Here is a 12338-nt window from a genome sequence, read left to right as displayed (position 1 = left end):
CGTTGCGGGACACAAGAGTGGGGGCGTGCCCCGCGGACGGACCGCCGGGCCGGAAGGAGACCCGCGGCCATGGCCCTCACCGCCCCCTGCCCGCCCGCCGCCGCACGGACGACCGCCCGCCGGGTGACCGCTCCTCGGACAACGGGCCGCCGGACTGCCGCCCGCCGCGCCGTGCCGGGGATCTCCGTGGTCCTCACGGGGGCGGGTGCGGCGCTGCTCCCGTGGATGGTCGTGCTGGCGATGACGCTGCCGGGGAGCGCCGAGGTGTCCCACTGGGCCACCGCCTGGATCGGCCTGGACGTGATGCTGGCGGCCGGACTGACGGGGACCGGGCTGCTGGTGCGCCGGAGGGACCCCCGGGCTTCGCCGGTGGCGGCCGCGACGGCCGCGCTGCTGGCGGTGGACGCCTGGTTCGACGTCACGACCTCGCTGGGAACCGGCGGCCAGGGGCCGGCCCTGTTGCTGGCAGCGGGGGCGGAGGTGCCGCTCGCGGTGGCCTGCGTCGTGGTGGCCGCCCGGCGGCGCGGCTGAGCGGCCCCGCGCAGGGGCCCCCGACGCCTCCGGTCAGACGAGGCCCAGCCCGCGGGGCGGGACGAAGAGGTGCGCGGCGCGGTGTTCGGCGGCCACCAGGGCCGCCGCGAGACCGAATTCCGCGTCCTCGCCCCGCGCGAGCCTGCGTGCGTGGTCGCCGCACCGCTCGCACTCCGGCGCCCAGTCGGGCAACAGGCTCTCGTGGCTGGTGGCCAGGTGGCGGGCGAGCCGGATCCGCGAGCCGGGCCCGTTGTCCACGGGGTCCCAGTCGATCCCCCGCCGCCCGGTGAGCCACATCTCCTCCGTGACCCGCTCGATGCGCTTCATGGAACGGTAGAGCCGGAAACAGTCGGTGCAGTCGAACATCCAGGCCGGCGGTAGCGGCCACACGTCCCGGGGGTCGAGTTCATCGGCGCTCATGCGGCAACGGTAGTGGCGGCGCACCGGCGCGTGCAGCCGATCCGCCGTACTTCCCCCTCGCCCAAAACGTGTGCCCGAGCCGGGAGTTGCCCGGCGACGCGAACGCCTCCGGCGCCCCTCGTCGGGGCGCCGGAGGCGCTTGCACTGCGGCACGTGCGGCGCCGCGGGGAATTCCCGCCCGCCGGGGCCGACCGCTACTCGATGACGAGCTCGACGGGGATGTTGCCGCGGGTCGCCTTGGAGTACGGGCAGACCTCGTGCGCCTGCTTGACCAGGAGCGCGCCCGTCTCGCCCGCGAGGGAGTCGGGCAGTTCGATGCGCAGGGTGACGGCCAGACCGAAGCCGGAGCCGTCCTGGCCGATGGAGGTCTCGGCGGTGACGGAGATGTCGCCGGTGTCGACCTTGGCCTGGCGGCCGACCAGGCCGAGGGCGCTGGCGAAGCAGGCGGCGTAACCGGCCGCGAAGAGCTGCTCGGGGTTGGTGCCCTGCCCGTTGCCGCCCAGCGCCGGGGGCATGGCCAGCGCGAGGTCGATCTGGCCGTCGGAGCTGACTGCGCGGCCCTCACGGCCGTTGGCGGTGGCGACAGCGGTGTACAGCGCGTCCATCGGAGTTCCTCTCGGGAGGTGGTGGAAGGCGGTCCGGGTTCGAACCTCGGCGGGGGGCCGGTGACCCGACTGCCTCCACTAATAGAGCACACAATTCAGTTGTGCACAACTCAATGGCTTGCAAGTCACCTCGCGGTACACTGGCCCACATGACGCAGCAGCCCGCCACCCCGCTCGACGACCAGGACTTCCTGCGCCTGGACGGGCAGATCTGCTTCGCGCTCAACGCCGCGAGCCGCGCCTTCAACGGCCTATACCGGGTCGTCCTCAAGGACCTGGGCCTCACCTACCCGCAGTACCTGGTGATGCTGGTCCTGTGGGAGCACGGCACGATGCCGGTCAAGCAGCTCGGACAGCACCTGCGGCTCGACTCGGGCACGCTGTCACCGCTGCTCAAGCGGCTGGAGGGGGCCGGCCTGATCCGGCGCGAGCGCAGCACGCAGGACGAGCGCTCCGTCCACGCCGTGCTGACCGACGAGGGCGCGGCGCTGCGCGCCCGCGCGGTGGAGGTACCCCGCCGCATCGCGCAGGCGACGGGCTTCGAGCTGGAGGAGATCCGCGATCTCCAGACGCGTCTGAGCCGCCTCACCACAGCCCTCGACGCCGCCGCCTTCGGCCAGGAGCTCTAGAACCCGGCCGGACCCCCGGGGATCAGGCGTCCTTCTCCATGGTGGGGCGCAGCCGCTCCAGCAGGGCGTAGAGCGTCGCCCCCTCCTCCTCGTCGAGGGTGTCGAGCGCGCCGTGCGTGGCCTGCATCTCCTCGCGCACCCGCCGGATGACGTCCCGGCCCTCGTCCGTGGCGACGACGTTCTTCACGCGCCGGTCGACCGCGGACGGCTCGCGCCGCACCAGCTCGCGCGCCTCCAGCCGGTCGACGATGCCGGTGACGTTGGACGCGTCACACACCAGCAGGGTGGCCAGGCCCCGCATCGGCACCGGCCCCTCCAGCTGGGCGAGCACCCTGGCCTGCGTGGACGTGAGGCCGTAGCGGGCCGCGGCGGCCGCGAAATCCCGCCACTGGGCGGTACCGATGGCGGCGAGCAGCTCCAGGAGCTGGAGCTTGGTGGGGCGGTGGGGGGCGGCCGGTCCGGCGGTGGCACTCATGCCGTCGAGCGTACGCAAGAAGGTTGGCATTATCAATTGTTTACTTGACCTCCTTAACTATTGCCGTCTACCTTCATCCAAGTACTTGATGACGTAAAACATCTGCGATCTGAAGCGTTAAGAAGGTCCTGCCAGCCATGAGCACCGCCGCACCCGCCCCCTCCGCCGCCGGGCCCAGGAACGAGACGGTCATCGTCTTCGCCCTGAGCCTCGCCGCCATGGTCGTGTCGATGATGCAGACCCTGCCCGTCCCGATCCTGGGTCTGATCCGCAACGACCTCGGCACCACGACCGCCAACGTCAGCTGGGTGACCACCGCCACCCTGCTGTCCGCCGCCGTCTTCACCCCACTCCTGGGCCGCTTCGGCGACCAGCACGGCAAGAAGCCGACCCTGGTGGCCGTACTCGCCATCATGGTCGCGGGCTCCGTCGTCGCCGCCCTCGCGACCTCGCTGCCCCTGCTCATCCTGGGCCGGGTGCTCCAGGGCGCGGCCACCGCCATCTTCCCGCTGGCGCTCTCCGTCCTGCGCGAAGAGGTCCGGCCGCAGAAGCTGCCGGGTGCGATGGCGCTGGTCAGCGGCACGCTCGCGTTCGGCAGCGGCCTGGCTCTGGTCGCCACCGGCCTGCTGACCTCCGGTGACGGCGCCGACTACCGCAACGCCTTCTGGATGGCGACCGGCTTCGCGACCCTCGCCCTCCTGGCGGTCGTGTTCCTGGTCCCGGCCACCCGCCACAAGACCGGCGGCCGCACCGACTTCCTGGGAGCGCTGACCCTCGGCATCGCCCTGCTGCTGCTCCTGCTGCCCATCTCGCAGGGCCACGAGTGGGGCTGGTCCTCCGGCCGTACGCTCGCCAGTTTCGCCGGCGCCGCCGTCATGACGGCCGTGTGGGTCGTGGTCGAGCGCAAGGTGCGCGAGCCGCTGGTCGACATGAAGATGTTCGTCCACCGCCCGGTGCTGATGGCCAACCTGGCCGGCATCCTCGTCGGCTTCGGCATGTTCGCGAACTTCCTGGGCGTGTCCTACCTCGTCCAGATGCCCAAGGCGCTGACCGGGTACGGATTCGACGCGTCCATCCTGCGCGCCTCCGTCCAGTTCCTGCTGCCGGGTGCGATCGTCTCGCTGCTCGCCTCCCCCATCGGCGGCCAGCTGGTCCGTCACCGCGGTCCGCGCATCGCGCTGGCCCTGGCCGCCGGGCTCGGCGCAGCCGGTTTCGGCTGGCTGGCCCTCGACCACGGCCACACCTTCTCGGTGATCGGCGCCGGTGTCGTCGTCGGCGCGGCCGTCAGCTTCGGTTACGCGGCCATGCCCGCCGTGATCATGGCGAGCGTCCCGCACCACCAGAGCGGCATCGCCAACGGCATCAACTCCATCTCCCGCTCGACCGGCAGCGCGATCGGCAGCGCCATCGTCACCACGATCCTGGCCTCCAAGACGATCGAGCACCTCCCGCCGGGCGTCCCCGCCCTGCCCGCGGAGTCCGGTTTCACCCTGACGTTCGGCATCGGGGCGGCGGCCTTCGCCCTGGTCGCCCTGATCAGCTGGGCCGGACTGCGCAAGGGCCACGGCCCCCGTGTGACGGAGCCCGTCGCGTCCGGCGAGGCCCCGGCCCCGAAGGTGGTCGAGACGGCCGACGCCGTCTGATCCCCCGCCACCCGCACCCGTACCGCCCCCGGTCCTCCTGGACGACCGGGGGCGGTCGCGTCGTCCTCGAAGCGGCTCGCGCGGGTCCAGGGCGGTGGGACGGGCCAGGCTGGGTACGCTTCCCGGGACAGCGCACGGAGTTCGGGGCGGGGTGGGGTTCATGGGTCGTCAGGCGGGGCTGCGGGGCGCGGCGGTGGCCGCGGCGCTGCTGCTGGGGCTTGCCGGGTGCGCTCAGCCCGGCGGGGACGCGGACGGCGGGCGGGGCGGGGCCACCGGCGGGCCCCCGGCCGGCGGTGACGCGAAACCCGCTCCGGGGGACGTACTGCCCGGCATGGTCAGCGCGGCCGTGGCCCGCACGCAGCTGGCCGCGCTGGTGGTCGGCAAGCCGGGGACGATGGCCGGGTACAGCCGCGACAAGTTCACGCACTGGGCCGAGCAGGGCGACAAGTGCGACACCCGTGAGGTCGTCCTGCGGCGCGACGGCAAGAACGTCACCCAGGACGCGCAGTGCCGGGCGGTGTCCGGCACGTGGAAGAGCCTGTACGACGGCGCGCAGGTCGGCGACCCGGCGAAGCTGGACATCGACCACATGGTCCCGCTCGCCGAGGGCTGGCGCTCCGGCGCGGCCGGCTGGGACGCCGCCAAACGCAAGGCCTTCGCCAACGACCTGACGCGCCCCCAGTTGCTGGCCGTCTCGGCGGCCTCCAACCGGTCGAAGGGCGACCAGAGCCCGGACCTGTGGCAGCCGCCGGACAAGACGAGCTGGTGCCAGTACGGGCGCGCCTGGACCACCGTCAAGTCCTACTACGGGCTGACCGTCACCCCACCGGAGAAAGCCATGCTCACCACGATGATCGACACCTGCGCCTCATGACCGCGCCCGGGCAGTGGCAGGACGACGTCCTCGCCGGGCGCGGCGGCGCCATGACCGACGAGGTCGGCGTGATCACCGGGGAACTCACCCTGCGCACCGTCGCCGGACCGGACGGCAAGGTCCGCTTCGAGATCCAGTACCTCGACGCCGACGAGTGGTACACCCTGACCGGCAGTCCCGTCGCCCACGGTGACCCGCACGCCCTCCACCTGGCGGCCCTGCGCGCCGTCCGCGCGGGCGGCGGCGCGCGGGCTCCGCGTCCCGGTGCTTGACCGGTCAGCCGGCCGCCGCGGGGAACGCGCTGGTCAGCGTGGCTGCGGGCTGACAGACTGAGGTGGCTCCATCACTCCCAGGAGGACCCCATGGCCGACGAGACCGACACCCCGCAGGACGAATCCCCCGCCGAGGAGGCCAAGCGCAAGTTCCGCGAGGCCCTGGAGCGCAACGCGGCGAACGCCCATTCGCAGCAGGCCCACCAGAGCCGGGCGAAGGTGCAGGGCGCCAGCAGCGGCCCCGGCGGCAAGAACAAGAAGGTGCGCCGCAAGACCGGCTGACGCGTTCCGCCGGGCGGCCGGGACCCCTGTGCGGGGTGCGCCGCCCAGCGGGCGCCCCGCCTCGACGGTCCTCTGATCGTTGGGCCGCATGGGTGACGGGTGATAACCCCCGGGCAGGTCGCTAGTTGATCCGGTCGTACCCGCCGGGGACAGCTCATGCGACAGAAGGATTCCTCACCATGCTCAAGAAGTTCATGGCCACCGCCGCGGTCGCCGCTTCCGTAGTCGGCGCCGGCGCCCTCGCCGCCACCCCGGCGATGGCGATCGGCAACGACAACGGCGTGAACACCGTCAACGGCAACGGCGCCGCCCAGATCTACGGCAACCAGAAGACCGAGGGCGCCATGAGCCCGCAGCTGAGCCTGGTCCAGGGTTCGCTGAACAAGCTCTGCGTCGGCCTGCCGGCCAAGGCGAACGTGCAGTCGCTCATTGCCCTGCTCAACATCGGCGTCCAGGACATCAACGTCCTGTCCAACCCGCAGAACCAGCAGTGCACGGAGAACAGCACCCAGGCCAAGGGCGACGAGTCGCTCTCGCACATCCTGGACAACATCCCGGTCCTGTCCGGGAACCTGTCCGCCAACAGCTGACCGCTCTTCGTCCCCGGACCGGCGTGACGGCCTCGGCCGTCACGCCGGTCCGGCGTTCGCGTCGGCGCTCGCGTCCGGCGCTCGCGCGGGCCAGGAGCAGTCGGCCGGCTTCTGTCCAAATGCAACAGCTTTGGTCTAGACCTTGACAGGTTCAGACCACTTTCGCTTCAGTGGCCGTAGTTGCCCCCCACCTGACATCCCCGGCAACTCCCCCCACTGAAGGAGCAGTTCCGTGATCCGTGCGCTACGCCGCCGCGCCCTCTCCCTGGCCGCGGCCACCGCCGTGACCCTCGGCGTCGCCCTTGCCCTGCCCGCCTCCCCCGCCGCCGCGGCCCCCGCCTGCGCCGGTTCCTGGACGGCCGCCGCCGTCTACACGAACGGCATGAGCGCCTCGTACGGCGGACACAACTGGCAGGCCAAGTGGTGGACCCAGGGCGAGACCCCCGGCACCACCGGACAGTGGGGGGTCTGGTCGGACCAGGGCGCCTGCGGCGGTGGTGGCCAGGACCCCGACCCCGGCACCGGCAACCCGTCGGGATTCGTCGTCAGCGAGGCCCAGTTCAACCAGATGTTCCCGAACCGGAACTCCTTCTACACCTACAACGGGCTGGTCGCGGCGCTCTCTGCGTACCCGGCCTTCGCGCACACCGGGGACGACACCGTCAAGCGGCGCGAGGCCGCCGCCTTCCTCGCCAACGTCTCCCACGAGACCGGCGGGCTCGTCTACGTCGTCGAGCAGAACACCGCCAACTATCCGCACTACTGCGACGCGTCCCAGCCCTACGGCTGCCCCGCCGGGCAGGCCGCCTACTATGGACGCGGCCCCATCCAGCTGAGCTGGAACTTCAACTACAAGGCGGCGGGCGACGCACTCGGCATCAACCTGCTCGCCAACCCCTACCTCGTGGAGCAGGACCCGGCCGTCGCGATGAAGACGGCCCTTTGGTACTGGAACACCCAGAACGGCCCGGGCACCATGACCGCCCACGCCGCCATGGTCAACGGCGCCGGCTTCGGCGAGACGATCCGCTCCATCAACGGCTCCCTGGAGTGCAACGGCGGCAACCCGGCGCAGGTCCAGAGCCGGGTGAACGCCTACGAGAGCTTCACCCGGCTGCTGGGCGTCACCCCGGGCGACCACCTCACCTGCTGACCCGCCCGCCCCTGCTCAGCGCGTGCGCAGGGCCGTCGCCAGCTGGGCCCGCGAACGGACGTCGAGCTTCTGGTAGATGCGGGTGAGCCGGGACTCCACCGTCTTCACGCTGAGGAAGAGCTTCGCGGCGGCTTCCTGGTTGCTCGCGCCCTGGCTGACGAGCAGCGCGAGGCGGGTCTCGGCCTCGGTCAGCGCCGCCACCCCGGGGTGCAGGGCAGCGGCTTCGGGAGCGCTCTCCCGGGCCAGGTCCAGCCACGGCTTCGCCCCGGCCCGGTCGAACACCTCGGCCGCTTCCCGCAGCGCGGTACGGGCCGGGGCACGGCGTCGGCGGCGGCGTTCGACGCGGGCCAGGGCCAGGAGCGTACGGCCGCGTTCGAGGGGCAGCCCGAGCTCCTCGAACCGCAGGGCCGTGGCCTCCAGCAGGGCCACGGCCGCCTCCGCGTCGCCCTGCGCGGACAGGCACAGCCCCTGGGCCCGGTCGAGGGCGGCCAGGACGCCGGTGCGCCCGAGCGCGCGGGCCACCGTACGGACGGAGTCCAGGAGTTCCGCGGCTTCGCCGGGGGCGTCGGCCGCGACCAGGGCCTCGGCGAGGTCCCCGTGCCAGCGCAGGATGGAGGGGTCGACCACCTGCTGAGCCTCTTCCAGGCCGGCGACCCGGCGCAGCGTGGCCACGGCCTTCGCGGCGTCGCCCGTGGCCAGTTCGACGAGGCCGAGGGCGTACAGGCTCCGGGAGAGGAAGACCTGGTCGTGTTCCTCCTCGGAGGCCTGGATGCCGCGCCGGGCGTAGCCGGCGGCGCGGGCGAAGCTGCCGCCCGTGGCCTCGGCCGTCGCGGCGACGTACCAGGCGGGGCCCGGCGACAGGCCCGCCTCGATGGTGAGCTCCAGGGCGCGCCGGGCGTGCGCGGCCCCGGCCGCGCACCTGCCGCGCCGCAGTTCGACCTCGGTGAGGCTGCGCAGCACCTCGAAGACGTCCTCGGAGGAACCGGTGCGCTGCACGGCGGGCAGCAGGGCGAGGAGTTGGCGGTGGGCTTCCTCCAGACGGTCGTCGAAGAGGGCGTGCCGGACGGCGAGGTACTGGGGCGCGTTGCGCATGCCGAGCGGCACTTCGGGGGCGGGCAGGGCGAGTGCCTCGGCGAGGATGTCCTCGGCATCGGGGTCGCCGAGGATGCGGCCCATGCGGGCCCGCACGGTCAAGGCCATGGCTTCGGCGACCTGGTCTCCGCCGAGCGCGGCCAGGGCCCCGGCTTCGGCCGCCGCGTCGCGCGAGCGTACGGGGTCGCCGTCGCTGAGGTTGTGCTTCCAGGCGACCCTCAGCCGGACGGCGGCCAGCAGCGCCGGGTCCCCGGCGGCGTCGTCGATGGCGTAGGCGAAGGTCTCGTCGAGGTCGGCCAGTGCCTGCCCGGCGGCGTCGATCACGGCGAGGCGGGCGCGGACCCGGTCGGCGGGCGAGGCGTCGCGGGCGAGGACGGCGCGGGTGGCGCGGCGGGCGAGGTCGGCGCGGCCCGCCCAGCCCGCGTCCTCGGCGGCCGTGACCAGCCGGGCCAGTTCCTCCTCGGGCCGGTCGCAGGGGGTGCGTTCGGCGGCGAGCAGCCCGAGTTCGGCGGCCAGCGCCCGCTGACCGCGACGGCGGCAGGCGGCGGCGGCTTCGGTGATCTCGGCGGCGAGACGGGCGTCGGGGGTGTCCACGGCCAGCGCCCGGTGCCGTACGGCCTGGACGGGGTCGTCCACGGCGGCGGCGAGCGCGGCGTGCCCGGCGGCCCTCTCGGGCCAGCCCGCGTCGGCGGCCAGTGCCGTGGGCAATGCGCCGGCGGTGAAGCGGACGGCGCCGTCCTCCCCGACGGTGACCAGCGCGGCCCGTTCCGCCTCGGCCAGTTCCGCTTCGGCGTCGGGGCTGCCGGCCCGGCGCAGCAGGGCGGTCGTGGGGCGGGAGGCGAGGGCGGCGAGGAGCAGGGTGCGGCGGGCCCGGGCGGGGGCCTCGGCGAGGAGCCTGCGGGCGACTTCGCGGGCCTGTCCGGAGACGGGCAGCGTGTCGGCGTGGTGGGCGCCGGGTGCGCCGTCGCGGGTGCCGGCGGCTTCGGTGAGCGAGTGGCCGAGGGCGAGGGCGAGGCGCGGGTTGCCGCCGCTGGCCTGGTGGATGCGGCCGGCGAGGCGGGCGGGCAGCCCGTGGCGCACGAGCAGTTCGGCGACCTCGTCCGCGCCGAGCGGGGGCACCCGCACCGCGGGGGTGGCGGGGCCGCAGAGCGGTCCGGCGACGGGGGCGCCGCCCTGCACGCATTCGGCGACCAGGACCCGGACCCGGGGCGGGGTCAGGCGCAGGGCGAAGCGGAGCAGACCGGTGCTTTCGGCGTCGAGCCACTGGGCGTTGTCGATGACGAGCAGCACGGGGTTGCGGGCGGCGAGGGTGCGCAGCACCTCGACGACGGCGAGGCGCAGCGCCACGTGGTCGCGGCCGGCGCCCGGCGTGTCGGTCTCCCGGCGCAGGAGGGCGATCGCGGTGCGCTGGGGCCCGGCGAGCCGTTCGAGGGCGGCGCCGGGGACGGAGGCGAGCAGTGCGGCGGCCGAGGCCTCGGGTATCGACTGGTCGGCGGCTTCCGGGGCGAGGTGGAGCACGGTTTCGCGGCGTGCTTCGGCAGCGGCCGCGACGGCGCGCACCACCTCGGTCTTGCCGGCGCCGGCGGGCCCGGTGAGGATCGCCCGGCCGTGGGTGGTCAGCGCGCGGTCGACCGCCGCGATGAGTTCACCGTGTCCGACACTTGTGTCAGCGTTCCCCGTCGCCGCCACGCACAGCCACCAGCCTTTCGCGCCCCTGCCCTGTGCCTTTCCTGTGAGCGCGACAATACGAGGTCGGCTGCCTGGCGGACCCTCATTGTGACGCAGAAATCAGTCGGCCGGCCGCAATGCCCGGCGGACCTGCCGGTACGGGAGGTACCGGCAGGTCCGGGGGTCGGAATCGACGCTGGTGTTGGTCCGTACCATCGGCCCGTCAGGGCCGTGGCGGCGGGCTCAGAAGCCGAGGCTCCAGGAGTCGATGTAGCCCGTGTCGGCGGCGGCCACGTCCTGGACGCGCAGCTGCCAGGTGCCGTTGGCGGGCAGGGCGGAGGCGTCCACGGTGTAGGTGGTGAGCACGTTGTCCGCGCTGTCGCCCGAGGAGCTCTGGAGCCGCTTGACCGTGCCGCCCGGCGCGACCAGGTCGATGACGAGGTCACCGCGGTAGGTGTGCTTGATGTCGACGTTCACCTTGAGGGCGGCCGGGGCGTTGCCCGTGATGCCGGAGACGGTGACCGAGGAGGACACGGCGCCGCCGTTGTCCGGGATCGCGACGTCCGTGGTGTTCTCGAACACCGGGGTGACCGGGGTGGAGGTGACGGCGTTCACGGTGGCGGCCGCGTCGGCGAGGCCGGCGCCGCAGCCGCCGGTGCAGGTTCCGGCGAGCGGCCGGGCATTGGCCTTGATGGCCGCCTTGACCTGCGCCGGGGTGAGGGACGGCTTGGCGGCCACCAGGAGCGCGGCGAGACCCGCGACGTGGGGGGAGGCCATGCTGGTGCCCTGGTACGGCTTGTAGATCTCCGCGCCCGGGGTGGTGGTGCCCGCGTTCAGCGAGGAGAGGATGCCGTTCTCGGGGGTGGTGACGGTGCCGGGGGTATCGGTGGCGCGGCGGGTCTCACCGCCGGGGGCGGTGATGTCGATGCGGGTACCGAAGTTGGAGTAGAAGGAGCGGTCGCCGGTCCGGTTGGAGGCGGCCACCGTGATCACGTTGTTGCAGCTGGCGGGGGTGAAGCCCGACGCGTCGGCGTTGCTGTTGCCGGCGGCGACCACGACGGTGGTGCCGCGGGCGACTGCCGCGTTGATGGCGTTCTGGTAGCTGGTGCCGCAGGTGCCCGAGCCGCCGAGGCTCATGTTGATGACCTTGGCGGGGGTGGCGTTCGCCGGGACGCCGGGGACGGAGCCGCCGGAGGCCCAGGTGATGGCGTCGACGATGTCCGAGGTGGCGCCGCCGCACTTGCCGAGGACGCGGACGGGCTGGATCTTCGCGTTGTACGCGATGCCGGCGACGCCCTTGGCGTTGTTGGTGGCCGCGGCGATGGTGCCGGCGACGTGGGTGCCGTGCCAGGAGGAGCCGCTGGCCGTGGAGCCGGTGCCGCACTCGCCCGCCGCGCTCCAGTCGCCCTGGTCGGCCGGGTTGCCGTCGCGGCCGTTGCCGTCGCGGGCGGCGGTGGAGTCGCTGATGAAGTCGTATCCGGCGACGATGTTGGGGGCGACGTCGGAGTGGGTCACGTAGCCGGTGTCGATGACGGCGACGGTGACGCCGGAGCCGGTCGACTTGTCCCAGGCGGCGGGCACGTTCATGCCGGCGGTGGCCTCGAAGAGGTCCCACTGCTTGGCGTACTCGGTGTCGTTCGGGGTGGCCATGGCGTAGGCGCGGGAGTCCGGCTCGACGTAGGCGACGTCGGGGTCGGCACGGAACTGGGCCATCACGTCGGCCGCGTCGGCCGGGGCGGTCGCACCACCCAGGCTGACGAGGGCGGCGCCGGTGCCGAGGCGGCGGTCGAACTTCGCCTTCTTGCCGGCCTTCTTCCCCTTGGCGGCGGCGTCGTCGGCGGCCGCGCTGTTGGAGCCGGCTTCGGCGGCGGAGGCCTTGTATCCGACGATCAGGTTCTGCACGGGCGCGGCGCCCGGGGCGGCGGGGGCCGCGGCGGCCGGGAGGGTGGTGGCGGGGTCCGAGGAGCCGGTCACGGCCACCGAGGCGGTGGCGGAGCCCGCCAGCAGGGTGACGGACATGGCCACCACGGATATGAGCCGACGTCTGGATGCGTGCACGTGTTCCCTTTCGCGGGCCGTTTCCGGGCATGCCGGAGCGGCCGGT

13 protein-coding genes are annotated in these 12338 nt (G+C 73.4%); 8 read left to right on the top strand and 5 right to left on the bottom strand.

Annotated elements, in window-relative coordinates:
• Nucleotides 1-69: 69 nt before the first annotated feature.
• Nucleotides 70-531, top strand: a complete 462-nt coding sequence (locus OG861_RS28135; protein ID WP_329192830.1) for a hypothetical protein — start codon at nucleotides 70-72, stop codon at nucleotides 529-531.
• 33 nt (nucleotides 532-564) lie between these two features.
• Here the strand turns inward: OG861_RS28135 and OG861_RS28130 are convergent, their stop codons facing one another.
• On the bottom strand, nucleotides 565-951 hold the full coding sequence (locus OG861_RS28130) for a hypothetical protein (protein ID WP_329192832.1): 387 nt from the start codon (nucleotides 949-951) through the stop codon (nucleotides 565-567).
• 194 nt (nucleotides 952-1145) lie between these two features.
• On the bottom strand, nucleotides 1146-1556 hold the full coding sequence (locus OG861_RS28125; protein ID WP_329192833.1) for an organic hydroperoxide resistance protein: 411 nt from the start codon (nucleotides 1554-1556) through the stop codon (nucleotides 1146-1148).
• A gap of 149 nt (nucleotides 1557-1705) precedes the next feature.
• Between OG861_RS28125 and OG861_RS28120 the strand changes: the two genes are divergently transcribed.
• Nucleotides 1706-2185 (top strand): MarR family winged helix-turn-helix transcriptional regulator, encoded by a 480-nt coding sequence (locus OG861_RS28120; RefSeq protein WP_329192835.1) that lies wholly within the window; start codon nucleotides 1706-1708, stop codon nucleotides 2183-2185.
• A 22-nt stretch (nucleotides 2186-2207) separates the two neighbouring features.
• On the opposite strand, the gene OG861_RS28115 is transcribed toward OG861_RS28120, so the two are convergent.
• Nucleotides 2208-2660: a MarR family winged helix-turn-helix transcriptional regulator gene (locus OG861_RS28115; protein WP_329192837.1), complete on the bottom strand. Its 453-nt coding sequence runs from the start codon at nucleotides 2658-2660 to the stop codon at nucleotides 2208-2210.
• A gap of 137 nt (nucleotides 2661-2797) precedes the next feature.
• Between OG861_RS28115 and OG861_RS28110 the strand changes: the two genes are divergently transcribed.
• The 6 genes from OG861_RS28110 to OG861_RS28085 all read left to right on the top strand — a co-directional run bounded on the left by OG861_RS28110 (nucleotide 2798) and on the right by OG861_RS28085 (nucleotide 7474).
• Nucleotides 2798-4303 carry an MFS transporter gene (locus tag OG861_RS28110; protein ID WP_329192839.1) on the top strand — a complete coding sequence of 502 codons (1506 nt, stop codon included), beginning with the start codon at nucleotides 2798-2800 and terminating at the stop codon, nucleotides 4301-4303.
• A 160-nt stretch (nucleotides 4304-4463) separates the two neighbouring features.
• Nucleotides 4464-5177 (top strand): GmrSD restriction endonuclease domain-containing protein, encoded by a 714-nt coding sequence (locus OG861_RS28105; protein ID WP_329192841.1) that lies wholly within the window; start codon nucleotides 4464-4466, stop codon nucleotides 5175-5177.
• Nucleotides 5174-5449: a hypothetical protein gene (locus OG861_RS28100; RefSeq protein ID WP_329192843.1), complete on the top strand. Its 276-nt coding sequence runs from the start codon at nucleotides 5174-5176 to the stop codon at nucleotides 5447-5449. Before OG861_RS28105 ends, OG861_RS28100 begins: the two co-directional genes overlap by 4 nt.
• Before the next feature lie 90 nt (nucleotides 5450-5539).
• Nucleotides 5540-5731 carry a DUF5302 domain-containing protein gene (locus tag OG861_RS28095; RefSeq protein WP_329192845.1) on the top strand — a complete coding sequence of 64 codons (192 nt, stop codon included), beginning with the start codon at nucleotides 5540-5542 and terminating at the stop codon, nucleotides 5729-5731.
• 179 nt (nucleotides 5732-5910) lie between these two features.
• On the top strand, nucleotides 5911-6321 hold the full coding sequence (locus OG861_RS28090; protein ID WP_329192847.1) for a rodlin: 411 nt from the start codon (nucleotides 5911-5913) through the stop codon (nucleotides 6319-6321).
• A gap of 232 nt (nucleotides 6322-6553) precedes the next feature.
• Complete coding sequence (locus OG861_RS28085; RefSeq protein WP_443056431.1) at nucleotides 6554-7474, top strand: glycoside hydrolase family 19 protein; 921 nt, start codon at nucleotides 6554-6556, stop codon at nucleotides 7472-7474.
• A gap of 15 nt (nucleotides 7475-7489) precedes the next feature.
• On the opposite strand, the gene OG861_RS28080 is transcribed toward OG861_RS28085, so the two are convergent.
• Nucleotides 7490-10255: a helix-turn-helix transcriptional regulator gene (locus tag OG861_RS28080; RefSeq protein ID WP_329192849.1), complete on the bottom strand. Its 2766-nt coding sequence runs from the start codon at nucleotides 10253-10255 to the stop codon at nucleotides 7490-7492.
• Between the two features lie 222 nt (nucleotides 10256-10477).
• On the bottom strand, nucleotides 10478-12253 hold the full coding sequence (locus tag OG861_RS28075; RefSeq protein ID WP_329201976.1) for a S8 family serine peptidase: 1776 nt from the start codon (nucleotides 12251-12253) through the stop codon (nucleotides 10478-10480).
• Between the last annotated feature and the right edge of the window lie 85 nt (nucleotides 12254-12338).

It is taken from the genome of Streptomyces sp. NBC_00539 (assembly GCF_036346105.1).
In the GTDB taxonomy this organism is placed as follows: Bacteria; Actinomycetota; Actinomycetes; order Streptomycetales; family Streptomycetaceae; genus Streptomyces.
Note: the sequence above shows the minus strand (reverse complement) of the source record. Positions and strands in the feature narration are given on the sequence as shown.